Source organism: Saccharothrix sp. BKS2, from assembly GCF_047689505.1.
Lineage (GTDB): Bacteria > Actinomycetota > Actinomycetes > Mycobacteriales > Pseudonocardiaceae > Actinosynnema > Actinosynnema lopnurensis.
The window spans coordinates 1-23803 of record NZ_JAUQOL010000020.1 but is presented as its reverse complement, the minus strand read 5'-3'; the positions used below and the strand labels follow the sequence as shown (position 1 = coordinate 23803).

Below are 23803 nucleotides of genomic sequence, written 5' to 3'. Positions count from 1 at the left end.
TGCTGCTCAGCCGTACGCCCGGGCTGGGGCGTTATCCCGGGACCGCTCGTTCGCCGAGGACGCCGTCCGGCGCGCGGGCGGGCAGCCGCCCCGTCTGACCGGGACCGCCGCCCCGCTCACTCCCCCGCGGCCAGGCGGATGTCCAGCCCCGGCGCGGTGGACAGCCCCGACAGCTGGACGATGCGGGCCGGCGCGGAACCGGGGCGGAGGGTCCACGTCATCCGGTGGCCCGCGTCCCGCGCGGTCGCCGCGGCCTCCAGCAGCAGCGCGACGCCCGAGCTGCTGAGGTACTCCAGGCCGGTCAGGTCGAGGTCAACCGAGCCGCCCCGCACCCGGGCCAGCAGGTCGGCGCGGGCGGCGGCGACACCGGCCGCGTCGAGGTCGCCGGTCAGCCGCACCACCCCGTCCCCGGCGACGGGTCCGGCGGGCGGGGGCTCGGCCCGCGGGTGCCGCGGCTCGGCGGGCACCAGGAAGTCCACGGTGGTGCCGCCGGGCCCGCGCTCGAACACCACCTCGTCGGCCAGCTCGCGGATGATCTCGATGCCGCGCCCGCGGTGGCCCTTGTCCGCGGGCTCCGGCCGCCACCGGCCGTGGTCGCGCACCACCACCCGCACGTCACCGCCCGCGGTCCGGTCCAGCAGGTAGTCGAAGTTGCCGGGGCCGTCCGGGTAGGCGTGGTCCACCGCGTTCGCCGCCGCCTCGCCCAGCGCCAGCTGCACGTCGCACAGCAGGTCGGTCGACACGCCCGCCAGCGCCGCCCAGGCCCGGACGTCGCGGCGCATGTCGGACAGCGCCTCGGGCACCGCGGGCACGTCGCGCCGGTCCAGCGGGTCGGGTACCCGGCGCAGCACCACCAGCGCCACGTCGTCGTCCTGCCCGTCCGCGAGCAGCGCGCCGACCACCTCGTCGGCCAGCTCGTCCGGCCCCGACCCGTGCGCCTTGCCCGCCACCTCGGCCAGCCGGGCCAGCCCCACGTCGACCACGGAGGTGCGCCGCTCGACCAGACCATCGGTGTAGAGCACCACCGAGGCGCCCACCGGCACGCCCACCCGGCGGTCCCGGTACGGGGCGCGGTCCGGCGTGCCCAGCACCGCGCCGCCGGGGCCGTCGGTGTCGTCCGGGTGGTCTGCGTCGGCGTTGCCGGATCCGGCCAGGAACCGCGCGCCCTCCGCCGAGACCAGCAGCGCGGGCGGGTGCCCGGCGGCGGCCCAGCACAGCTCGCCGGTGGCCCAGTCGAAGGTCAGGCACACGCACGTGCTGCCCAGCGCGCCGGGCGTGCGGCGCGCGAACGCGTCCAGCCGCTCCAGCGCGGCGGCGGGGGAGTGGTGGTCGAGCAGGTACCCGGCCAGGGCGCTGCGCAGCTGCCCCATCACCGCCGCCGCGGTCGGCCCCTTGCCCACCACGTCGCCCACGGACAGCGCGACCGAGCTCTCCCCGATCGGCAGCACCTCGTACCAGTCGCCGCCGATCTGCCCGTGCGCCGCCGCGGGCAGGTACCGGGCCGACACCGCGACCCGGGGCAGCGGCGGCAGCTCGCGCGGCAGCAGGCTGTGCTGGAGCGTCTCGGCGATCTCGCGCTCGCGCTGGAGCAGCAGCTCGCGCTCGGCCTCGACGCGCCGCCGCTCGGTGACGTCCCGCCCGATCGCCTGCAACCCGGTCGGCGTGCTCTGGATGCTCAGCTCCAGCGGCACCGCGTCGCCGTCCGCGCGCCGGAACTCCCACACGTCGCTGATCACCCGTCCCGGAGAGCCCGCCAGCTCCGCCAGCCGGGCTGCGGGCCCCGGGGCGACCAGCTCGGTCAGCGACCGCCCCAGCAGGTCCTCCCGCGCGTACCCGAGCAGCTCGCACGCGGCGGGGTTGACATCCACGAACCGCAGGTCGCGGTCGACGGTCCAGATGCCGTCCGTGGCACGTTCCACCAGCAACCGGTGTCTCTCCTCACTGGCGCGCAACGCGCGGTCGGCGTGCGTGCGCTGCAACGACTCCCAGCACCGGTTCACCACGACGGTGACCAGCTCCACGTCCGCCTCGGTCCAGTGCCGGACTGTAGCCTGGTGCACCGCCATCGCCGCGACGAACCTGCCGCCCCTCAGCAGCGGCAGGCAGATCACCGCGCGGATGCCCGTGACCCGGTAGGCGTGCAGGTCGCCGGCCCCCAGCCGCGGGTCGTCCAGGCTGTCGCGCACCACCCACGGCTCCCCGGCGCGCATCGCCCGCACCGCGCCCGCGCCGAAGGCCGACATGGCGAAGCGGCCCGGCAGCGGCGGCAGCCCGTCGGTGTAGTCGCCGCTCATCAGGAAGTGGTCCTCGTCGGCCTCCGCCTCCGCGAAGGCGCACCGGTTCACGCCCAGGTGCTCGCCGAGCAGCCGCATGGCCGCCGACATCACCTCCTCGGCGTCGACCAGCCGCCGGAGCTCCCGGTCCAGCTCGCCCAGGAACCGGTCGCGCTCCTCGCGCAGCCGGGCGCCGGTCACGTCGACCAGCACGCCGCGCAGCCGCGCGGGCGCGCCGTCCGCGTCCCGCACCACCCGGACCCCGTCGCGCACCCACCGCACGGCGCCGTCGGCCGCGACCACCCGGTAGACCAGCTCGAACTCGTCGGGTCCGTCAGGGCGGGGCCGGCGCTCCCGCGCGACCGCCCCCCGGTCGTCGGGGTGCACCACCGGGTCCCACGACTCCGGCGACCGGCCCGGCGGTAACCCCAGCAGCCGCTCGGCGTGCCGCGAGACGTAGGTGAGCCGCCCGGTCCGCGCGTCCGCCTCCCACACGACGACGGGCAGGTCGTCGACCAGGCTCGCCAGGTCGGTCGGCCCCGGCTCGCGCGGTCCTGTCATTCGGTGGCTCCTCGTCGGTGCGGGCACCCAGGTTAACCTCGAGCGCCCCACCGCACAGATCACCGTTGAGGGGGAGGTGCCCGCAGGGACGCGGCCGGGGTGTGATCTTCTGGTGTCAGGCGGTGTCGTTGAGCCCACAGCGCACCTGCGCGAGTGAACCCGCTCTGGAGAACGGATCCGCATGTCTTCCCACGACTTCGAAACGTCGACGAGCCGCGTCGACGAGGGCCTCACCGTGATCGCGGCACGCGGTGAGCTGGACATCGCCACCGTGCACAAGCTGCGCGAACCACTGCTCGACGCCGTCGGCGAGGGCCGGGACGGCGTGGTCGTGGACCTGACGGACGTGCGGTTCTTCGCCTCGATCGGCATCGAGGCGCTGCTGCTGGCGCACGAGCGGACGCGCGCCGGCGGCGGTGTGCTGAAGATCGTCACGCCGCGCCTGGTGCGGCGCACCCTGACCTCGGTGGGGCTGGGCGAGGTGCTGGAGCTGCACGACACGCTGGAGGGGGCGCTGGGGTGAGCGCCGGGCCGGGTCGTCAACTTTAGTCTGACGACGGCATACCGGGTCGTCCGTTAAATTCTCGTCAAGACCTTGGACGAGGGGGACGCCCATGGCCGACAACTCCTTCAGCCCGCCCGGCGCGGGGGACCTGTTCCCGCCGCCGATCCTCGGCGGGGTGACCAAACCGATGATGCTGGTCGTGCTGTCGGTGGTGATCATCGCCGCGTTCTTCCTGCTCACCACGCGCAGGATGAGGCTGGTGCCGAGCCGGGTGCAGTTCGCCGCCGAGTCGGTCTACGACTTCGGCCGCAACACCGTCGCCCGCGAGCAGATCGGGGCGGACGACTTCCGGCCGTTCGTGCCGTTCATCGTGTCGATCTTCTGCTTCGTGCTGGTGAACAACATCTTCGGCGTCGTGCCGCTGGTGCAGTTCCCGACCATGGCGCACATCGGCTTCCCGGCCGCGGTGGCGCTGCTGCTGGTGTTCCCGCTCTACCACTACGTGGGGATCAGGAGGCACGGCCTCGTCGGCTACCTGCGCAACCAGTTCATCATCCCGGACGTGCCGAAGCCGGTGCTGTGGCTGCTGCTGATCCCGACCGAGGTGGTCCTCAAGTTCTTCTTCGACCCGGTGAACCTGGCCATCCGGGTGTTCGCCGCCATGTTCGCCGGTCACATGCTGGTGCTGGTGTTCACCCTGAGCGGCGAGTTCCTGCTGCTGGAGGCCGGGCCGCTGCTCAAGCCGGTGTCGCTGCTGAGCTTCGCCCTGGCGATCGGCGTCACCCTGCTGGAGGCGCTGATCCAGGTGTTGCAGGCGTACATCTTCGCGACCCTGTCCGCGCACTTCATCGGCCGGGCGCTGGCGACCCACCACTGAGCGGCCGTTCCGGGGCGGCCGGCCCGGGGCTACCGGGGCGTGATGCCGTTGAGCACGGTCGACACCAGCGCGTCCACGTACCCGGGCGGCACCTCGACGGCCGTCCCCGGGTTCCGGTAGAGGCGGGGCAGCACCAGTTCGTGGCACGCCCCGACCACCAGCGTGGCGACCGCGTCGACGTCGGTGCCCGCCGCCACCCGGCCGCGGTCGCGCTCGGCGGCCAGGTAGTCGGCCAGCGCCGCGTGCAGGCCGCGCCCGTCGGCCATCGGATCGGGCAGCGCGTCGAAGCGGGCGAACACCTCGGGCCGCCCCACCAGGCCCGCGAACGCGGGCAGGATCGCCGCGTGCACCTCCAGGGCGTGCTCGACGAACGCGCGCAGGTCTGCCGCGAGCGACCCGCCGGTGTCCGGCCGGCCCAGGCGGCGTCCGGTCGACCGGACGTGCTCGTGCAGGGCCAGCGCGAGCAGTTCCTCCTTGTCGGCGAAGTGGTTGTAGAGCACGCCGACCGCCACGTCCGCCGCGCGGGCGATGTCGCGGACGGTGAGGCCCGCGGTGCCGCGCTCGGCCACCAGCCGGGTCGCCGTCGCGATCAGGTGATCGCGCAGGCTCACGTCGCCGTCGCGCAGGGCCGCTGCTCGTCTGGGTGCCATCGCGCAGCATCGTAAGGCCGGGTCCGTCAGGTCCGTGCGGTCACCAACCACGCCTCGCCGCGCAGCCGCACCGCGCCCTCCCCGGCGTGCGGGGCCAGGGCGTCGGCCACCGCCCGCCGGACGCGGTCCCGGGCGGCCGGGTCGGCGTCGCGCAGCGCGAACCGGACCGGGCCCCACGCCAGCAGGAAGTCCGTCGCGTCCGGGACGTCGCGACCCCACACCCCGGCGGCCTCGACCGGCTCGGCGCGGACGTCCCGGAACCCGGCCGCGCCGAGCACGTCCCGGACCACGTCCGGGTCGGCCAGCGACAGCGGGCCCGCCGGACCGGGCTGCGGCCCGCCGCCGCCGAGCGCGGCCAGCACGTCGGCGAGGCCGCCCAGGCCCCGCATCGACAGGAACGCCAGCCGCCCGTCCGGGCGCAGCGCGCTGCGGACGTTGCCGAAGGCCCGGACCGGGTCGGCGAAGAACATGACCCCGAACCGGCTCAACGCGACGTCGAACCCGCCGGGCGGGAACGGGAAGACCTGCGCGTCGCCCTGCTCGAACGCGGCGTCGGCCACGCCCTCCGCGACGGCCAGGGCCCGCGCGCGGGCCAGCATCGGGCCCGACAGGTCCAGGCCGAGCGCTCCCCGGCCGCGCCGGGCCGCGAGCCGGGTGAGCTGCCCGTTGCCGCAGCCGACGTCGAGCACGCGGTCGGCGGGGCCGATGTCGGCGGCGGTGAGCAGTACATCGTTGTAGCCGCTGTTGACCGCGTCGTAGCGCTCGTGGTGGTCGGCCCAGTGGGTGCCCTCGTAGCCGTTCCACGCCTCGGCCTGGTGGGTGTTGACGACCTCGTGCACGAGCGCCCCTCTCGTTGTGAACATGCGTTCATGAACAAGCGTTCATGGGCTTGGCGGGCTTGTCAAGGCGGGTCACCGGTCGCCCGGCTAGGGTCCCGATCATGACGGTCGTCCGCTCGCTGGTGTTGTTCGCGCTGGCCGCGCTCGCCGAGATCGGCGGGGCGTGGCTGATCTGGCAGGGCGTGCGCGAGCACCGCGGCCTGCTGTGGATCGGCGCGGGGGTGGCGGCGCTGGGCCTGTACGGGTTCGTGGCGACGTTGCAGCCCGACGCGAACTTCGGCCGCATCCTGGCCGCCTACGGCGGGGTGTTCGTCGCCGGGTCGCTGGCGTGGGGGATGCTCGTGGACGGTTTCCGCCCGGACCGCTGGGACTACGCGGGTGCGGGAATCTGCCTCGTCGGCGTGGCCATGATCATGTACGGCCCGCGCGGCTGAGGCCCCGGGTCGGGGGTGCCGCGTGGCTGAGACCGCCGGTCACGGGTTGCCGCACGGCTGGGCCCCGTCGCGGTGCCGCGCGGCTGGGCCCCGTCACGGGTTGCCGCGCGGCCGGAGCCTGCCCCCCGGCAGCGGGGGCGCGGGCAGCCGGTCGCCGGGGTAGCCCTCGACCCGCCCGAACCGCTCCGACCCCTCCTGCCACTGCTCGCGGTACCGCGCCACCTCGTCGTGGCTGCGGCCGACGAAGTTCCACCACATGACCAGCCGCTCGCCGAACGGCTCGCCGCCGAGCAGGACCACGCGGGCGGGCGCGTCCCCGGGGTTGTCCAGCCGCAGCCGGGAGGCGCCCACCCCGAGGCAGCCCAGCGCGCCGCCGGCCAGCGCGGTGCCCTCCAGCTCGACCCCGCCCAGGTCGACCAGCACGCCGTGCTCGAAGGCCGGGTCCACCTCCAGCACGAGCCGGGCGCCGGGGTCCAGCACCAGTTCGGCGCCCAGCAGCGGGGTGGAGGTGCGCACGGGGGAGGTGTGGCCGGCCAGCGTGCCCAGGAACACCCGCGCCGTCGCGCCGTCCAGCCCGACCGGCTCGGGCACGTGGTGCTGGAAGTCGCGGGGCGCGTCGCGGTCGGCGTCGGGCAGCGCGATCCACAGCTGCACGCCGTGCAGCACGGTCGTGGCGGGGGTGGACACCTCGGAGTGGCAGATGCCGTGCCCGGCGGTCATCAGGTTCAGCTCGCCCGGCCGCACCAGCGCGTGCACGCCGAGGCTGTCGCGGTGCTCGATCTCACCGCTGAACAGCCAGCTCGCGGTCTGGAGCCCGGTGTGCGGGTGGGGCGCGACGTCCATGCCGCCGCTGACCGAGACGTCGTCGGGGCCGTAGTGGTCGGCGAAGCACCAGGCGCCGATCAGCGACCGCGACCTCTGGGGCAGCGTGCGGCGCACGGTCATCGCCCGCGGGCCGCCCAGCGGCACGTCGCGGGGTTCCAGGACCTCGACCACCGCGGCGCCGGGGGTGCTCCCGCCGACCAGGGCGACCGGTTCGGCCTCGACGTTGCTCACCCGACCCATGGTAGGCGGCCCGCCGGGGCTGCGGCCCCGACCGTGACCCGCGCCGCGCCGACCCCGCCCGGGGACCGGCGGCGCGTTCCCGTTCGCGACGAAAGTATTTCGCCGTCCCATGTGGACTCCGGCCGCTGCTTTCCGCTTGGGCGGCAACTAGGTTCGGAGAGGTGACACCTCCCCACCCGGCCTGGCTGCCCGTCCCCGCGTTCCGCCCCGTCGGCTCCCGGCGCGTCCGGGTCACCGGGACCGGCCTCCTCGTCACCACCGTGCGCGACGAGGTCGCCGCCGCGGTCGCCGCGCACGGCGGCGCGCTGGTCGACGACGGTCCCGCGGACCTGGAGCTGGTCCTCGTGGGCGGCGGTTCCGGGGAGTTCGACGGCTCCGGGGAGTTCGGCGGCTCCGAGGAGTTCACCGTCGCGCGGGCGGGGACCACCTCGGTCCGGGCGGGCGGCGGCGCGGGCCTGCTCTACGGCTTCCACCACGTGGTGCGGCTGGGCGAGGCCGCGTTCGCCGCCGACTTCGCGCCGCAGCGCCACGCGCCCCGGCAGCCGATCCGGATGCTCGACCACTGGGACAACGCGGAGGTCCACCCGCTCATGGGCCAGGTCGAGCGCGGCTACGCCGGGAACTCGATCTTCTACGCCGACGGCCGCGTGCGCGAGGACCTGGGCCGGGTCGCGGAGTACGCCCGCCTGCTCGGCTCGATCGGCGTCAACCGGGTGGGCCTGAACAACGTCAACGTGCACCGCGCCGAGGCCCGCCTGCTCACCGACCTGCTGCCGGACGTGGTGCGGCTGGCCGACGTGTTCCGGCCGCACGGCGTGCGCGTCCACCTGTCGGTCGGCTTCTCGTCGCCCGTGACCCTCGGCGGACTGCCCACGGCCGACCCGCTGGACCCGGCGGTGCGCGAGTGGTGGGAGCGCGCCACCGCCGCCGTCTACGCCGCGATCCCCGACTTCGGCGGGTACGTGGTCAAGGCCGACTCGGAGGGCCAGCCCGGTCCCTTCGCCTACGGCCGCGACCACGCCGACGGCGCGAACCTGCTGGCCCGCGCCCTCGCGCCGTTCGGCGGCACGGTGTTCTGGCGCGCCTTCGTCTACGACCACCGCCAGGACTGGCGCGACCGCGCCACCGACCGCGCCCGCGCCGCGCACGACCACTTCGCCCCGCTCGACGGCGCGTTCGACCCCAACGTGGTGCTCCAGGTGAAGTACGGCCCGATGGACTTCCAGGCCCGCGAGCCGGTCTCGCCGGTGATCGCCGCGCTGCCGCGCACCCGGCTGGCCGTGGAGTTCCAGGTCACCCAGGAGTACACCGGGCAGCAGAAGCACGTCTGCCACCTCGTGCCGCAGTGGAGCGAAATCCTGCGCTTCCCCCTCGACGGCCGGACCGTAGGCGACCTCGTGGACGGCGTCGTCGCCGTGTCCAACGTCGGGCTGGACCGGTTCTGGACGGGGCACCCGCTGGCGCAGGCCAACCTGTTCGGCTTCGGCCGCCTGGCCTGGGACGACCGGCTCGCGCCCGAGGCCGTGCTGGACGAGTGGATCGGCCTGACGTTCGAGGACCCGGCCGCGCGCGGACCGCTGCGCGAGCTGATGGACGACTCCTGGCCCACCTACGAGCGCTACACGGCCCCGCTGGGCGTCGGCTTCATGGTCACCCCGGGCCACCACTACGGCCCGAGCGTGGACGGCTACGAGTACTCGCCCTGGGGCACCTACCACTTCGCCGACCGCGACGGCGTGGGCGTGGACCGCACCCGCGCCACCGGCACCGGGTTCACCGGTCAGTACCCGGTGCCGTGGCGGGACGTCTACGAGTCGCCGGAGACCTGCCCGGACGAGCTGCTGCTGTTCTTCCACCACGTCCCGTACGGCCACGTGCTGCACTCGGGCAAGACCGTGGTCCAGCACGTCTACGACACCCACTTCGAGGGGGTGGAGGAGGTCGTGCGCATGGCGCGGGTGTGGGCGGGGCTGGAGGGTCGCGTGCCGGACGGGGTGTTCGGGCGGGTGGCGGAGCTGCTGGCCGAGCAGCTGCGGTGCGCCACCGAGTGGCGCGACCAGGTGAACTCCTACTTCTTCCGCAAGTCGGGGGTGCCGGACGCGCACGGGAGGACGATCCACTGACGCGCCGGGGCAGGGGGCCTGGCGGGGACCGGGCGGGGAGGGCCGGCCGGGAAGGGCGGGCGGTGCGGGCCGGACGGTGTGGATCGGGTCCCGCCGGACGGTGTGGACCGGGTCCTGCCGGACGGGCGCGGGCCCGGCCTCCGCCGGACCCGCGCGAGGCGTCGACCGCCGGACCCGTCAGGCGTCGGCCGCGACCCGCACCACCAGCACGTCCACCGCCTCCAGCACCAGCTCCCCACCCACCGCCAGCTCCCGCCCCGACAGCACGTCCACCCCCGCCACCGGGCACCGCACGACCCGCCGCGGCCCGTGGTTGAGCACGTACAGCCACCGGGCACCGTCCGCGCCCACCCGCTCGGCCACCTCCACGTCCGGCACGTCGGCCAGCGGCCCGGCCAGGCCGTGCTCGTCCAGCACCGCCCGCACCAGCGCGGCCACGCCCGCGTCGTCCAGCAGGGTGGCCGCGTACCAGGCGCTGCCCCGCCCGCGCGCCGCCCGGGTCACGGCCGGCGACCCGGCGTAGAAGTCGGCCCCGTAGGCGCCCAGCACCTCGGCGTCCTCGACCACGACCACCTCGAACACGTGCCGCGCCGCATGCTCGGCCCCGAACAGCGCCACCGGGTTCACCACGTCGGGCTGCCGGGCGTCGGTCTCCTCGACCCACAGCCCCAGCAGGGAGGCGAACGGGCCGTCGTCGAGGAAGGCGTTGTCGTCCTCGTCCACCCGGCCGGACAGGGCGGTGGTCACGAACGCCCCGCCCCGCTCCACGAACGCCGTGACGCGCTCCGTGAAATCCCCCTTCACCACGTGCAGCAGCGGCGCCACCACCACGTCGTACCCGGACAGGTCCGCGGTCACCGGCACCACGTCCAGCGCCGCGTTCGCCTGCCACAGCGCCCGGTGGTAGGCCGTCAGCACGTCCAGGTAGCGCACGTTCCGGTTGGGCCCGTCGGACATCTCGACCGCCCACCAGCTGTCCCAGTCGACCAGCAGCGCCACCCGCGCGGGCGTGCGCGCGCCGGTCAGCTCCGCGCCGACCCGGGCGAACTCCCGCCCCAGCGCCGCGACCTCGCGGAACACCCGCGTCCCGGTGCGCCCGGCGTGGTCGAGGACCGCGCCGTGGTACTTCTCGCACGCCCCGCGCGACTGGCGCAGCTGGAAGTACAGCACCGCGTCGGCCCCGTGCGCGACGGACTGCCACGACCACAGCCGCAGCACGCCGGGCCGCTTGACCGCGTTGACGTCGCGCGAGGCGGTCACCGAGGGGGTCTGCTCCATGACCCAGAACGGCCGGCCGCCGCGCAGGCCCCGCACCAACCCGTGCGCCAGCGCCATCCGGGCTGCCGTGCGCGCCGCCGACGGGTCCTCCGGCGGGTAGTTGTCCCACGAGGCGAAGTCCAGGTGCGGCGCCCACCGGTGGTAGTCGACGGGCTGGTAGAGCCCCATGAGGTTGGTGGTCACGGGCGTGTCCGGGACGTGCTCGCGGATCGCCGCCTTCTCCGCGACGAACCCGCCGAGCAGCGCGTCGGACAGGAACCGGCGGTAGTCCAGGGTAATGCCCTGGAACGCGGTGTGGTTCGGCCCTCGCCAGTGCTCCGACAGCGCGGTGGGCGGCTGGACCTGCTCCCAGTCGGTGAAGGTGTGCGACCAGAACGTGGTGTTCCACGCCCGGTTGAGCCCGTCGAGGTCGCCGTGGCGCTCGCGCAGCCACCGCCGGAACGCCGCCGCGCACAGCGGGCAGTAGCACGCGCCGCCGTACTCGTTGCCCACGTGCCAGGCCACGATCGCCGGGTTGTCCCCGTACCGCTCGGCGAGCCGCCCGGCCAGCGCCACCGACAGCCGGCGGAAGTCCGGGGACGACGGGCACGCGTTGTGCCGCTGCCCGTAGACGTGCCGGCGGCCCTCGAAGTCGACCCGGCAGGCGTCGGGGTAGGCGTGCGCGAGCCACGGCGGCATCGCGCCGCTGGGCGTGGCGAGCACGATCCGCCTGCCCTCGGCGGTCGCGCGGTCGACGATCGCGTCCAGGGTCGAGAAGTCGTGGGTGTCCTCGGCCGGCTGGAGGTGCGCCCAGGCGAACACGCCCAGCGTCACGGTGTTGATCTCCGCGAGCCCGAACGCCTCGTAGTCGCGGTCCCACACCTCGCGGGGCCACTGCTCGGGGTTGTAGTCGCCGCCGTAGCCGATCACGCGGTGAACCTCTCAGTAGCGTCGCGCAGCACCGGTTCGGCGTTGCGCAGCAGGAGCAGGGTGAGCGGGGAGGCGAGCAGCACCAGCACCCAGTCCGAGGTCAGCGCGACCAGCCCGCCGGCGGCCACGACCAGCGACAGCGCGCCCAGCGCGCTCGCCGGGCGGGCCCCGAGGTAGTAGGACGCCAGCCGCGCGGTGTCCCGCGCGCGCAGCGACAGCGCGGAGGACAGCACCAGGGCGTTGGACGCCCAGACCAGCACGCCGACCGCGACCACCACCAGCAGCACCCCGTACGCGCCGGGCACGCCCGCGAGCCCCAGGTTGGCGAGGCTGAAGCCGATCACGGTCAGCACCGCCACCGCGGGCGCCCACCAGCGCAGCACGTCCAGCCAGTTGAGCCGGTAGCCGCGCCCGAAGTGGCGGGCGGGGGAGAGGTCGCGGTCGGTCAGGAAGACCCGCCAGGCGAACACCGCCGCGGACAGCGCGGGACCCACCGGCAGGAAGCACAGGCCGATCAGCGGCGCGTTGCCGCCACCGCCGGCGAGGAACACGACGAGCACGAGCGCGGGCGCGGTGGTGAGCACCAGCAGCACCTCGACCACCAGGAACCAGTACACCACCGAGGCGACGCGCGACAGGACCCCGGCGCCGATCTCGTTCGCCGGGTCCTGCCGCGGTCCGCTCACGACGAACCCGACCCGGACGGGCCGACCCCGGGCAGGGCCGGTCCGGGCAGCCCCGACCCGGGCAGGCCGACCCCGGACGACCCCGACCCGGGCAGGTCCCCCACCAACCGGTCGTCCGAGCCGCCGAGCAGCCGCCGGTCGTCCAGGCCCGGGTGCTCCTCCGGCCGCACCGGCAGCACCTCGACGAACGTCACCTCGTGCCTGCTCAGCGCCAGGTCGAGCAGCACCCGCCCGCCCTCGACCGCGTGCGCCCGGTGCTCCACGGCCGGCCGCGCGCAGTCCCGCAGCACCGCCAGCTCCCGGGCGCCGGGCGAGCGCGGCCGACCCAGCTCCCGCCACGCGGCGAACGCGTTGCCGTCGTGCTCGTTGACCCGCTCGCGGCGGCTGAACGCCCGCTCGCCGGGGACCGGGACCGACAGCCGCACGGTGTGCCGCCCGGGGGCCGCCCCGCCCTCGCTGCCGCCCACCGGCTGCCAGGCCAGCGCGGTCACCCGGCCGTCGTCGTCGCGGCACACCAGGTGGTCCTCGCCGCGCGCCAGCACGTGCGCGCCCATGCGGGCCATGAACGCGTACAGGTGGTAGGTCGGCTTGGGCAGCTGCCGGTGGGTCAGCAGGCCGAACCCGCCGTGGAACAGCGAGGTGGGCACGTTCTCCTCCTCGAAGACGTCGCAGAACGTCCAGTAGGAGTACGAGTCCACCAGCTCCGTGCCGCCCGCCACCACCGGCGCGAGGTAGGCGGCGTTGTAGGCGGTGTCGTGGATCGGGTTGTCCGGCCGGTAGGAGGTGTTGAACTCGGTGATGTGCACCGGCAGCCCGGCCAGCGCCGTGCCCGCGAGGTGCCGGCGGGGCGCCTCGAACTGCTCCAGCAGCGCCCGGGGCGGCAGCAGCTCCTGGTAGGTGCCGAACGGGACGTGCTGGGCCGGGCCCGAGGTGTAGGCGTGCCGCGAGACGAAGTCGACCGGCACGTCCCGGGAGGTGACGAACTCGGCGAACGGCGCCCACCACTCGTCCGAGCCGGGCGAGATCGCGGGCCCGCCGACCTGGAGACCCGCGTCCAGGTCCTTGATCGCCCGCGCGGTGGTCTCGTAGAGCCGGAAGTACGCCCGCTGGTCGGCGTCCTTCCAGAAGTGCGTCAGGTTCGGCTCGTTCCACACCTCGATCGGCCAGGCGCGCACCTCGTCGAGGCCGTACCGGTCGATCAGGTGCGCCACCACCGCCCGCACCAGCGCGGCCCACTCGGCCTGGTCGCGCGGCGGCGTGATGTTGCCCTTCCACCAGAACACGGTGTCCTCGCCGGAGGCGAGCGCGGTGGGCATGAACCCCAGCTCCACGAAGGGGCGGATGCCCAGCTCCAGGAACCGGTCGAACACCTGGTCCAGGTAGGTGAACGAGTACCGGGTCTCGCCCCGCGACACCCGGTGCACGCCCATGTCGTCGGACAGCAGGCCGTGGCCCCGGACGTACCGGAACCCGATGTCCCGCTGCACCAGCGCCAGCGACTCCTGGTGGTCCGCCCGCAGCGCGAGGTTCAGCCGGCCGGTGCCGACGCAGTGGCGCCAGGACTCCGACAGGCGGCCGAGCGGCTCGGCGGGCACGACGACGTGGCTCAACTCGACAACCTCCGCACGCGGGCCGGGTCCGGCCGCCCCAACCGCGGCCGGACCCGGGTCCTCATCGCTGTTCTCCACCGCGCTGTTCTCTGCTGGGGTTCAGCCGTTCTTCTGCTTGAACCGCTCGTGGGCGCTGTTGACCAGCTCCATGTACTGGGTCATGCCCTTGGCCTCCAGCTCCTTGACGTAGGCGTCCCACTCGGAGATGTCGCGGTCGCCGAGGATGAACTGGAGCGTGCCCTGGGTGGCGGCGTCCTTGAGCGGGGTCTCCCACAGGGTGGCCTGCTCGCGCTCGTCCGCGGTGAACGGGAAGGGCGGGGGCAGCGGGTTGACCTTCTTGGCCTTCATGGCCTCCTGGAAGGTGATCTCCTCCGGGGTGAACATCGACTGGAGCAGCTCGGTCTTGCCGCCGTAGGCGAACACGCCGCCCTGGAAGCCGAAGTTCTTCTGGAGGTGCTGCGGCGCGCCGACGTTCAGGCCGCCGAAGGCCACGTCCTGCTTGAGCGTGCGCTTGCCGGAGCCGTCCTTCTCGTAGGTCGTGCCCTGGACGCCCCACTTGGCGAACTCCTGGCCCTCGTCGGAGTACCAGAGCCAGTCGATGAACTGCATCATCGCCACGAACCTGTCGCTCTCCAGCGCCTTCGCGGAGATCATCAGGCCGTTCTCCAGGCGGGTGCCGGAGATGACGTCGCCCTTCGGGCCGCCGGGCACGGTGACCTTGGCGATGGTCGCGCCCGGGATGTTCTTCAGCGCCGGGCGGTAGTCGTTGACCAGGTTCTGCGCGTTGGAGCTGATCGCGAAGGACTTGCCGTTGGCCAGCTTCTGGATGGCCGGCTCATCCTTCTGGGTGAAGCTCTCGGGGTCCATCAGACCCTCGTCCACGAGCCCGTGGAAGAACTCGATCAGCTGCTTCTGCTCGGGCGAGGAACCGGTGAAGACGAACTTGTCGTCCGAGGCGCTCCACTGCGCGTTGGAGTAGCCCCAGCCGCCACTGGTGCCGAACGAGCCCGCGGCGTAGTTGAGGATGCTCTTGCCCTCGAACCGGTCCGACAGCGGGTAGGCGTCCGGGTGCGCGGCCTTGATCGCCTTGAGGACGGTGTGGACCTCGTCCCAGGTCTTCGGCGCCTGGAGGTTCAGCCGCTGGAGCTCGTCGGTGCGGAAGGCCAGGGTGTAGTCCGGCCACAGGTTCTCGTGCACGCCGGGCAGCACGTAGAACTTGCCGTCCTCCTGCTTGAGCGTGTTCAGCTCCGGCTGGAGCTTCCACTTCTCGATCTTGTCCTTGAAGTTCGGCATCAGGTCGAGGTAGTCGCTCACCGGCAGGATCGCGCCGGAGGCCACGTACGCCTGCTCCTGGCCCGGGTAGGTCTTGGCGATGATCGCGGGCGCGTCGCCCGCGCCGACCACGAGGCTGCGCTTCTGCTCGTAGTCGCTCATCGGCACGACCGTGGGCTTGAGCGTGACGTTCGTCCGCGCCGCCAGCTCCTTCCAGAACAGCCAGTCGTCCTTGACGGCGTAGTTCGGGTGGTCGCTGTAGAGGATGCCGAACTCGACCGCCTCGCCCGCCTTGAACTGCTGCCCGGCCTTGAGGTCGGCCATGGCGGCGACCTTCTTGCCGTCCAGGTCGACCGCGCCCTCGGTGGCGGGGTCGTCGCTGCACGCCGCCGTGCCCAGCACCAGGCTGCCTGCGGCCAGTGCCAGAAGCGCGCGCTTCCACGTGGTTCTCATCGTGCTGCTCTCCTCGGGGGGACCGGACGTGCGAGGTGCGGTGCGGGGGACGGGGTCACTGCTTGACCGCGCCGAGCATCACGCCCGACACGAAGTACTTCTGGATGAACGGGTAGACGGTGATGATGGGCAGCACGGTGAGCACCATCGTCACGGCCTTGATGTTGGAGTTGACCTGCGTCAGGTCGCCCGACGCGCCGCCCACGGAGGTGGCCGTGGAGGCGCCGGAGATCATGTTGCGCAGGTAGACGGTCACCGGGAACAGGTCGGCCCGGTCGAAGTACAGGAACGCGGTGAACCACGAGTTCCAGTTGGCGACCGCGTAGAACAGCACCATCGTCGCGATCACCGCCTTGGACAGCGGCAGCACGATCTTGAGCAGGATGCCGTAGGTGTTCAGGCCGTCGATCGCGGCGGCCTCCTCCAGCTCCTTGGGCAGGCTCTCGAAGAACGCCTTCATCACCAGCAGGTTGAACACGCTGATCGCGTTGGGCAGCACGATCGCCCAGATCGTGTTCTTCATGCCCAGCTCGGAGATCAGGACGTAGTTGGGGATGAGGCCGCCGTTGAAGAACATGGTGAACACGGCGATGCCGATCAGCAGGCCGCGGCCCTTGAGGTGGTGCTTGGACAGCACGTACGCGTACGTGGTGGTCAGCACCAGCGAGATCGCCGTGGCGGTCACCGTGTAGACCACGGTGTTGAGGTAGCTGTTCCAGAACGCCGGGTCGGAGACGACGACCTCGTAGGTGTCGATGTTGAAGCCGCGCGGCCAGAAGTTGACCTGGCCCGCCAGGATGTACCGCTCGTCGCTGAACGACTGCGCCACGATGTTGACGAACGGGTACAGCGTCACCACGACCACGACCAGCAGCACCGCGGTGTTGACGCGGCGGAAGACGCGGTAGCCCGGGGTGTCGTCGAGCGAGGTGCGGCGCGGCGCGGCCGGCTTCTCCATCCGCTCGGCGAGCCGCGTCGGGTCGGTGGTCACCACAGGCTCGTCCCCACTGCTCGGCGCGAGATCGCGTTCGCGGACAGGATCAGCGTCAGGCCGATGACCGCCTCGAACAGGCCGATGGCGGCGGCGTAGCTGAAGTTGTTCGACACCAGGCCGACCCGGTACAGGTACGTCGAGATGACGTCCGCGGTCGGGTAGGTCAGCGGGTTGTAGAGCAGCAGGATCTTCTCGAAGCCCACCGCCATGAAGGTGCCGATGTTGAGGATCATCAGGGTGATCATGGTGGGGCGGATGCCGGGCAGCGTGATGTGCCAGGTCTGCTTCCAGCGCCCCGCGCCGTCGATCCGCGCCGCCTCGTAGAGCTGGCCGTCGATCGTGGTGAACGCGGCCAGGTAGAGGATCGTGCCCCAGCCGACGGTCTGCCACACCTCGGAGGAGACGTAGATGGTGCGGAACCAGTCGGCGTCCTGGGCGAACGTGATCGGGTCGCCGCCGAACGCCTTGACCACCTGGTTGACCGTGCCCTCGACGGAGACCAGCTGGAGCACCATGCCCGCCACGATCACGATCGACAGGAAGTGCGGCAGGTAGGACACCGTCTGCACGAACCGCTTGAAGTAGCGCGTGCGGACCTCGTTGAGCAGCAGCGCCAGCACGATCGGCAGCGGGAAGCACAGCAGCAGCGTCAGCGCCCCGAGGACCATCGTGTTGCCGAAGACCTGCCAGAACGTCGGGTCGTCGAGGAACATCTTGACGTAGCGCAGGCCCACCCACGACTCGCCGTAGATGTCGCCGCCCGGCACGAACCGGCGGAACGCGATGACGTTGCCCAGCATCGGCAGGTACCGGAACACCAGGAAGAACAGCAGCGGCACGAGGACGAGCGTGTAGAGCTGCCAGTCGCGGCGGATCGCCCGCCGCCAGCTCTCCCGCCGGCGCCCCTCGCGGACCCGAGGGGGCTTGCGGACCGGTTCGCCCGCCGCGGACACCGGTTCGCGGACCTGGGTGGTCACGAGCCCGCCACCTCCTTCACGGTCGCGGTGGTCAGCCAGTCCCGGGTGTGGTCGACCGCCCGGGGCGGGCCCACGAGGTCGAGGGCGACCTCGTGGTGGACGTCGGCGCTCGACCGCGACACGCGCAGCCGGACCTCGCCGGGCTCGACCACGCGCCGCCCGTCGAGACCGGTGAACGAGGTGACGTCGGCGGGCACGCGGAAGCGCACCCGCGCCGTCGCGCCGGGGGCCAGCGGCACCCGCGCGTAGCCGACCAGCCGCACCACCGGGCGCGTGACCTGGGCGACCGGGTCGTGCAGGTACAGCTGCACCACGTCCGCGCCGGCGCGGGCGCCGGGGTTGCGCACGTCCAGCTCCAGCTCCACCGCGCCGTCGGTGGGCCAGTCGGCGCGGTCGACGCGCGGCGCGGACCAGGTGAACTCCCCGTAGCCCAGGCCGTGGCCGAACGGGAACGCCGGCGTCGGGTCGACGTTGGAGACCTCGCTGCGCAGGCCGAGCCTGGCCGACAGGTAGGTGCCCGGCTGGCCGGAGGGGTCGGCCGGGATGCTCACCGGCAGCCGCCCGGAGGGGGACACCGCGCCGGTCAGCACGTCGGCGATCGCGCGACCGCCGAGCTGGCCGGGGAAGAAGCACTGCACCGCGGCGGCCGCGCCGGCGGCCAGGTCGCCGACGGCGTACGGGCGCCCGGTGATCAGCAGCAGCACCACGGGCGTGCCGGTGGCGAGCACGGCGCGCACCAGGTCGCCCTGCGGACCGGGCAGCACCAGGTCGGTGGCGTCGCAGCCCTCGCCGGAGGTGCCGCGGCCGAACAGCCCCGCCAGGTCGCCGACGGCCACCACGCACACGTCCGCCGCGGCCGCGGCCTCCACGGCCGCCGGGTCGACCCCGCCGTCCCGGATTTCGCAGCCGCGCACGTGGGTCACCTCGCCGTGCGCCTCGCGCAGGGCGTCGAGCACGGTCGGGATGTCCAGGCCCAGCGGCACGTCCGGGTGGTGCACGCCGATGTGCGCGGGGAAGGAGTAGCAGCCCAGCATCGCCATGGGGTCGTCGGCCGGCGGGCCCACCAGGGCGATCCGGAGGCCGGGCCGGAGCGGCAGCACGCCGTCGTTCTTGAGCAGCACCGCGGACTCCCGCGCGAGCCGCAGCGCCACGTCCCGGGCCTCCGGGGTGTCCAGCCGCAGGTCGTCGACGTCCGGGGGCAGCGGGGACCAGTCGGGGTCGAGCAGGCCCAGCTCCACCTTCTGCGCCAGCACGCGGCGCAGCGCGCGGTCCACCAGCTCCTCCGGCACGTCACCGCGCTCCACCGCGCGCCGCAGCGGTTCGCCGTAGCAGCGCACGGTCGGCAGCTCCACGTCCACGCCCGCGGCGAGCGCCAGCGCGGCGGCCGCCTCCTCGTCGGCGGCGACGCCGTGCAGCGACTCCAGGAACTTGACCGCGAAGTAGTCGGCCACGAGGGTGCCGGTGAAGCCCCAGGTGTCGCGCAGCAGCCCGGTGAGCAGGCCGCGGTCGGCCGCCGACGGCACGCCGTCGACCTCGCTGTAGGAGTGCATGACCGACCGGACGCCGCCGTCGCGCACGGCCATCTCGAACGGCGGCAGCACCACGTCCGCGAACTCGCGCGGGCCGATCGCGACCGGGGCCAGGTTGCGCCCGGCGCGGGAGGCCGAGTAGCCCGCGAAGTGCTTGAGCGTGGCGACGACGCCCGACTCCTCCAGCCCGCGGACGTAGGCCGTGCCGACGGTGCCGACCAGGTAGGGGTCCTCGCCGATGGTCTCCTCGGTGCGGCCCCACCGGTAGTCGCGGGTGACGTCCAGGACCGGCGCCAGCCCCTGGTGCACGCCCGCGGCCCGCATCGACGTGCCGATCAGCCGGGACATCTCGGCCACCAGGGCGGGGTCGAAGCTCGCGCCCCAGGACAGCGGCGCGGGGTGCGCGGTGGCCCGCCAGGCGGCGAACCCGGTCAGGCACTCCTCGTGCACCAGCGCCGGGATCCCGAACCGGTTCGCGGCCACGACCTGCTCCTGGGACAGCGCGAGCGAGCGCGCCCCGGCGGACGGGTCGACCGGTCGGGTGCCGAACGGCCGGGTGAGCTGGCCCAGGCCGTGCGCGATGACGTCCGACCAGGCGGGGGGAGCGTCGGTCAGGTCCCACTGGTGCGGCGCGACCTCGCCGCCGGCCGGGTCGGCGCCCACCCACAGGCCGACCAGCTGGGCCAGCTTCTCGCGGAGGGTCATGGCGGCGACGAGCGACTCGACCCGTTCGGCCGCCGGCAGGCGCGCGTCGCGCCAGGCCGGCGCGTCGGGCGGTGCGGTGTCCGTCGTCCTGTTCCCCATCGACCAGGTTCCTCCGCGGTTCACGTCTTCGTGAAGGCCGAAAGTATCGGCTCGAATGCCGACATTACGGCCCGGTGTGGAGAACGTAGGGGCTAGTCGTTGGGGCGTCAACAAGTTCGTATTTGTGAACAGCCGCTGTTCAACCTTGGTGACAACCCTTACGCTTCGAGATCGAAACTTTAGCCCCGGCGCCGCTGCTGCTCGGGTTACGTCGCGAACAGGGGCCTGCATGAGCGCGTCCATCGAGCCCGGCACCGCCGGGGCCACCGACGGCCGGACGCCGTCGATCTCCTCCATCGCCGCCGAGGCCGGCGTGTCCATCCCGACGGTGTCCAAGGTGCTCAACGGGCGGCCGGACGTCGCCGCCGACACCCGGGCCCGCGTCGAGAGCGTCATCGAGCGGCACAGCTACCAGCGGCGGCGAGCCCGTCAGTCGTCCCGGCCCGCGCTGATCGACCTGGTGTTCCACGAGATGCACTCGGCCTGGTCCACCGAGATCATCCGCGGGGTGGAGCTGGCCGCCGCGGTCGAGCGCGCGGCCGTCGTGCTGTCCGAGCTGGGCGGCGCGCACCGGCCGCGCCAGGAGTGGTTCGACGACCTGCTCACCCGCCGCCCGCTCGGCGTCATCCTGGTGCTGGCCGAGCTCGACGACGGGCAGCGCCACCAGCTGGCCACCCGCAACATCCCGTTCGTCGTGGTCGACACCGCCGGCGAGCAGCCGCCGGGCGTGCCCACCGTGGGTTCGGCGAACTGGGCGGGCGGCCTGGCCGCGACCCGCCACCTGCTCTCCCTCGGCCACCAGCGCATCGCGGTGATCTCCGGGCCCACCACCATGCTGTGCAGCCGTGCCCGCATCGACGGGTTCCGCAGCGCGCTGGAGTCCGAGGGCGTCGCCGTGGAGCCGGATTTCGTGCGCTACGGCGACTTCTACGTCAACGGCGGCTACTCCCACGGCCTGTCCCTGCTCGACCGCCCCGACCGGCCCACGGCGATCTTCGCCGGGTCCGACTTCCAGGCGCTGGGCGTGATGCGGGCGGCGCGCGAGCTGGGGCTGTCCATCCCGGAGGACCTGTCCATCGTCGGCTACGACGACGTCCAGGTCACCGAGTGGATCGGTCCGCCGCTGACCACCGTCCGCCAGCCGCTGCGGGAGATGGCCACCACCGCCGCGCAGATGGTCTTCACCCTGGCGCGCGGGGAGCGGCCGCCGAACGAGCGGATCGACCTGGCGACCGAGCTGGTGGTGCGGCAGAGCACCGCTCCGCCGAGGAGCTGAGACCGGGGGTTGATGTCGGGAGGTCGGCGTCGGGGAGCCGGTGCCGGGGAGCCGGTGCCAGGAGCTGATGTCGCCCGCCCCGGCTGCGGGCCGGGGCCGGTCGGGCGATGCTGGTGGGGTGGAGCGCACCCCGGACGGTCGTTACGTGGTGATCAACGGCAGGCGGTGGCGCGCCACCGACCCGGAGGTCCCGGAGGACGTGGCGGCGCGGTTGCGGCGGGCCCTGATGGCGGCCCGCCGCGACGTCGGCGCGGCGCTGCGGGCGGGTGACGCGGAGGCCGAGGCGCGGGCGCGGGGGCGCGTGCACGCGGCGAAGGTGGCGCTGGGGGAGCGCGGCACGCCGTGGTGGGAGCAGGACGCCGAGGAGCGCCGGGAACGCTGGGAATCGGGGCCAGGGGAATCCGGGCCAGGGGAATCAGGACCGGGGGAGTCAGGCCCGGAGGGGTGAGCCCCGGTCACGGCAGCCGGCGGCGCCCCGCGAAGCCCAGGTCGGCCCGGTGGTACCAGTCCAGGCCCTCGTCGCCCTCCAGCCAGCACAGCAGCACGGGCACGCCGTCCAGGTCGGCCGGGAAGTCCACCAGCAGCGGGGCGAAGCCCTTCAGCTCGGCGCCGGTCGCCTGCACGCCGGCCAGCAGGTCGTCCAACCGGGCCTGGGCGGCCTTGAACTCCGGCAACCCGCCCAGGTCCGTCCGGCGACCGCCCTCCCGCAGCGACGCGGCCAACTCCGCCGCGTCGGCGCGCACCCCGACGATCTCCGCCAGCACCGGCCGGAGCCTCGCCAGCTCCTCCCGCGCCTCGGGCACGCTGAACAAACCCACCCGATCAGCCTACCGGCGGGCGTCCGACCCGGGCTCCTCCCACCACCGGTGATCACCACACCGGGTACCCGGAACCGCTCCGCGCGACGCGTGCCCGGAGCCCCGTGGGCCGATCCACACCGGCCCCGCCGCCGTCCGCGGGTAGGCTGTTCCCGGCCGGCACCCGCGCCGGCGCACCGAAGTCGGGGTCGGCGTCGCTCCTGGCCGGGGAGCACCCGGGAGCACCGTGCACACCACCTCGGCCCCCACGCCGCCGTGACGACCCGGCGCTGAAGACCCCCTCGTCCAGCAGGCCGCGAGGCCGCACGCACCCCGGCGCGACCCCGACCACCCCGGCGCGCCCCGAGCACGACAGGTCCTCCCTTGCCCCGTGTGTTCCCCGTCGCGCTGCCGCGCGGCGTCCGCCTGTCCCCGAAGACCCTGCGCACCGAGGTGCCGGCCGGCCTGGTGGTCGCCCTCGCGCTGATCCCCGAGTCCATCTCGTTCTCGGTCATCGTGGGCGTCGACCCGGCGGTGGGGCTGTTCGCCTCGTTCACCATGGCCGTGGTGATCTCGGTCGTCGGCGGCCGCCCGGCGATGATCTCCGCCGCCACCGGCGCGGTCGCCCTGGTCATCGCCCCGGTCTACCGCGACCACGGCATGGACCACCTGCTCGCGACCGTCGTGCTGGCCGGCGTGTTCCAGGTCGCGCTCGGGGCGCTGGGCGTGGCGGGGCTGATGCGGTTCATCCCGCGCTCGGTCATGGTCGGCTTCGTCAACTCGCTGGCGATCCTGATCTTCCTGGCGCAGGTGCCCGAGGTGCGCGGCGTGCCGTGGGCGGTCTACCCGCTGCTGCTGGGCGGCCTGGCGCTGATGGTCCTGTTCCCGAGGCTGACCACCGTCGTCCCGGCGCCGCTGGTGTCGATCGTCGCGCTGACCGCCATCACGGTCGGCGCGGGCATCGCCGTGCCGACCGTGGGCGACCGGGGCGAGCTGCCCTCGTCGCTGCCCGTGCCCGGACTGCCGGACGTGCCGCTCACCGCGGCCACGTTCGCCACCATCGCGCCCTACGCCCTGGCCGTGGCGCTGGTCGGGCTGATCGAGTCGCTGATGACCGCCAAGCTGGTCGACGAGATCACCGACACCCCGTCGAACAAGACGCGCGAGTCGATCGGCCAAGGGGTGGCCAACGTGGTCACCGGCTTCTTCGGCGGCATGGGCGGTTGCGCCATGATCGGCCAGACCATGATCAACGTGAAGGTGTCGGGCGCGCGGACCAGGCTGTCGACGTTCCTGTCCGGCGTGTTCCTGATGGTGCTGTGCGTCGTGTTCGGCCCGATCGTGTCCGACATCCCGATGGCCGCCCTGGTCGCCGTGATGGTCGTGGTGTCGGTGACGACCTTCGACTGGCACTCCGTCGCGCCCCGGACGCTCAGGCGGATGCCGGCCGGCGAGATCACCGTCATGGTCGTGACCGTCGCCTGCGTGGTGGCCACCCACAACCTCGCGATCGGCGTGGTGCTCGGGGTGCTCACCGCGGCGGTCGTCTTCGCCCGGCGGGTGGCGCGCCTGGCCGACGTCACGGCGGTCGCCGACCCCGACGGCGGCGCCGTGGTCTACTCGGTGACCGGCGAGCTGTTCTTCGCCTCCTCCAACGACCTGGTCACGCGGTTCGACTACGCGGGCGACCCGGACTGGGTGGTGATCGACCTGTCCGCGGCCCACGTCTGGGACGCCTCGTCGGTCGCCGCGCTGGACGCGATCGAGGAGCGGTACCGGCGGCGGGGCAAGACCGTGGAGATCACCGGCCTGAATGATCCTCCCCTGGTTGCACGGAGTCGGGTTACTGGATGATCACTCATCTCAGTAGCCCGGAGGACAACCCACGATG

Annotated in this window: 19 protein-coding genes; 7 read left to right on the top strand and 12 right to left on the bottom strand. The window is 73.5% G+C overall.

Annotated features, from left to right (window positions below; all coding sequences use genetic code 11):
* Window positions 1-116 precede the first annotated feature (116 nt).
* Window positions 117-2834: a SpoIIE family protein phosphatase gene (locus Q5530_RS33210; protein WP_415366762.1), complete on the bottom strand. Its 2718-nt coding sequence runs from the start codon at window positions 2832-2834 to the stop codon at window positions 117-119.
* 181 nt (window positions 2835-3015) lie between these two features.
* Here Q5530_RS33210 and Q5530_RS33205 point away from each other — a divergent pair, with 181 nt between their 5' ends.
* Entirely contained in the window at window positions 3016-3357 is a 342-nt protein-coding gene (locus tag Q5530_RS33205) for an STAS domain-containing protein (protein ID WP_415366761.1), read from the top strand.
* 91 nt (window positions 3358-3448) lie between these two features.
* Complete coding sequence (locus tag Q5530_RS33200) at window positions 3449-4216, top strand: F0F1 ATP synthase subunit A (protein WP_415366759.1); 768 nt, start codon at window positions 3449-3451, stop codon at window positions 4214-4216.
* 29 nt (window positions 4217-4245) lie between these two features.
* Here Q5530_RS33200 and Q5530_RS33195 read toward each other — a convergent pair whose 3' ends face one another.
* Together Q5530_RS33195 and Q5530_RS33190 are read right to left on the bottom strand one after the other, a co-directional pair.
* On the bottom strand, window positions 4246-4866 hold the full coding sequence (locus Q5530_RS33195) for a TetR/AcrR family transcriptional regulator (protein WP_415366758.1): 621 nt from the start codon (window positions 4864-4866) through the stop codon (window positions 4246-4248).
* Window positions 4867-4892: 26 nt separating this feature from the next.
* On the bottom strand, window positions 4893-5729 hold the full coding sequence (locus Q5530_RS33190) for a class I SAM-dependent methyltransferase (protein ID WP_415366757.1): 837 nt from the start codon (window positions 5727-5729) through the stop codon (window positions 4893-4895).
* Between the two features lie 77 nt (window positions 5730-5806).
* On the opposite strand from Q5530_RS33190, the gene Q5530_RS33185 reads away from it, so the two are divergent.
* On the top strand, window positions 5807-6139 hold the full coding sequence (locus Q5530_RS33185; protein ID WP_415366756.1) for a YnfA family protein: 333 nt from the start codon (window positions 5807-5809) through the stop codon (window positions 6137-6139).
* A 93-nt stretch (window positions 6140-6232) separates the two neighbouring features.
* Here the strand turns inward: Q5530_RS33185 and Q5530_RS33180 are convergent, their stop codons facing one another.
* Window positions 6233-7195 carry a pirin family protein gene (locus Q5530_RS33180; RefSeq protein ID WP_415366755.1) on the bottom strand — a complete coding sequence of 321 codons (963 nt, stop codon included), beginning with the start codon at window positions 7193-7195 and terminating at the stop codon, window positions 6233-6235.
* Window positions 7196-7365: 170 nt separating this feature from the next.
* On the opposite strand from Q5530_RS33180, the gene Q5530_RS33175 reads away from it, so the two are divergent.
* Complete coding sequence (locus tag Q5530_RS33175; RefSeq protein ID WP_415366754.1) at window positions 7366-9327, top strand: alpha-glucuronidase; 1962 nt, start codon at window positions 7366-7368, stop codon at window positions 9325-9327.
* A 177-nt stretch (window positions 9328-9504) separates the two neighbouring features.
* Here the strand turns inward: Q5530_RS33175 and Q5530_RS33170 are convergent, their stop codons facing one another.
* From Q5530_RS33170 to Q5530_RS33140, 7 genes are all read right to left on the bottom strand, one after another.
* A complete protein-coding gene (locus tag Q5530_RS33170; protein ID WP_415366752.1) occupies window positions 9505-11514 on the bottom strand; it encodes a beta-galactosidase in 2010 nt (669 codons plus the stop codon).
* Complete coding sequence (locus tag Q5530_RS33165; protein ID WP_415366751.1) at window positions 11511-12200, bottom strand: glycosyl transferase; 690 nt, start codon at window positions 12198-12200, stop codon at window positions 11511-11513. The genes Q5530_RS33170 and Q5530_RS33165 overlap by 4 nt, the downstream gene beginning before the upstream one ends.
* Window positions 12197-13810, bottom strand: coding sequence for a GH39 family glycosyl hydrolase (locus tag Q5530_RS33160; protein ID WP_415366749.1), 1614 nt, complete (start codon window positions 13808-13810; stop codon window positions 12197-12199). The genes Q5530_RS33165 and Q5530_RS33160 overlap by 4 nt, the downstream gene beginning before the upstream one ends.
* 99 nt (window positions 13811-13909) lie before the next feature.
* Window positions 13910-15535: an extracellular solute-binding protein gene (locus Q5530_RS33155; RefSeq protein WP_415366748.1), complete on the bottom strand. Its 1626-nt coding sequence runs from the start codon at window positions 15533-15535 to the stop codon at window positions 13910-13912.
* Window positions 15536-15590: 55 nt separating this feature from the next.
* On the bottom strand, window positions 15591-16526 hold the full coding sequence (locus Q5530_RS33150) for a carbohydrate ABC transporter permease (RefSeq protein ID WP_415366747.1): 936 nt from the start codon (window positions 16524-16526) through the stop codon (window positions 15591-15593).
* Window positions 16523-17506, bottom strand: coding sequence for an ABC transporter permease (locus tag Q5530_RS33145; RefSeq protein WP_415366746.1), 984 nt, complete (start codon window positions 17504-17506; stop codon window positions 16523-16525). Before Q5530_RS33145 ends, Q5530_RS33150 begins: the two co-directional genes overlap by 4 nt.
* The gene (locus Q5530_RS33140; protein WP_415366745.1) at window positions 17503-19839 is read right to left on the bottom strand and encodes a beta-glucosidase family protein; all 2337 of its coding nucleotides are present in this window, start codon (window positions 19837-19839) and stop codon (window positions 17503-17505) included. Before Q5530_RS33140 ends, Q5530_RS33145 begins: the two co-directional genes overlap by 4 nt.
* A gap of 229 nt (window positions 19840-20068) precedes the next feature.
* Between Q5530_RS33140 and Q5530_RS33135 the strand changes: the two genes are divergently transcribed.
* Together Q5530_RS33135 and Q5530_RS33130 are read left to right on the top strand one after the other, a co-directional pair.
* Window positions 20069-21115 carry a LacI family DNA-binding transcriptional regulator gene (locus Q5530_RS33135; RefSeq protein WP_415366744.1) on the top strand — a complete coding sequence of 349 codons (1047 nt, stop codon included), beginning with the start codon at window positions 20069-20071 and terminating at the stop codon, window positions 21113-21115.
* A 118-nt stretch (window positions 21116-21233) separates the two neighbouring features.
* On the top strand, window positions 21234-21563 hold the full coding sequence (locus tag Q5530_RS33130; RefSeq protein WP_415366743.1) for a hypothetical protein: 330 nt from the start codon (window positions 21234-21236) through the stop codon (window positions 21561-21563).
* 7 nt (window positions 21564-21570) lie between these two features.
* On the opposite strand, the gene Q5530_RS33125 is transcribed toward Q5530_RS33130, so the two are convergent.
* Window positions 21571-21933, bottom strand: a complete 363-nt coding sequence (locus Q5530_RS33125; RefSeq protein WP_415366742.1) for a DUF2203 domain-containing protein — start codon at window positions 21931-21933, stop codon at window positions 21571-21573.
* 372 nt (window positions 21934-22305) lie between these two features.
* Between Q5530_RS33125 and Q5530_RS33120 the strand changes: the two genes are divergently transcribed.
* Window positions 22306-23766 carry a SulP family inorganic anion transporter gene (locus Q5530_RS33120; protein ID WP_415366828.1) on the top strand — a complete coding sequence of 487 codons (1461 nt, stop codon included), beginning with the start codon at window positions 22306-22308 and terminating at the stop codon, window positions 23764-23766.
* The last annotated feature ends 37 nt before the right edge of the window (window positions 23767-23803 follow it).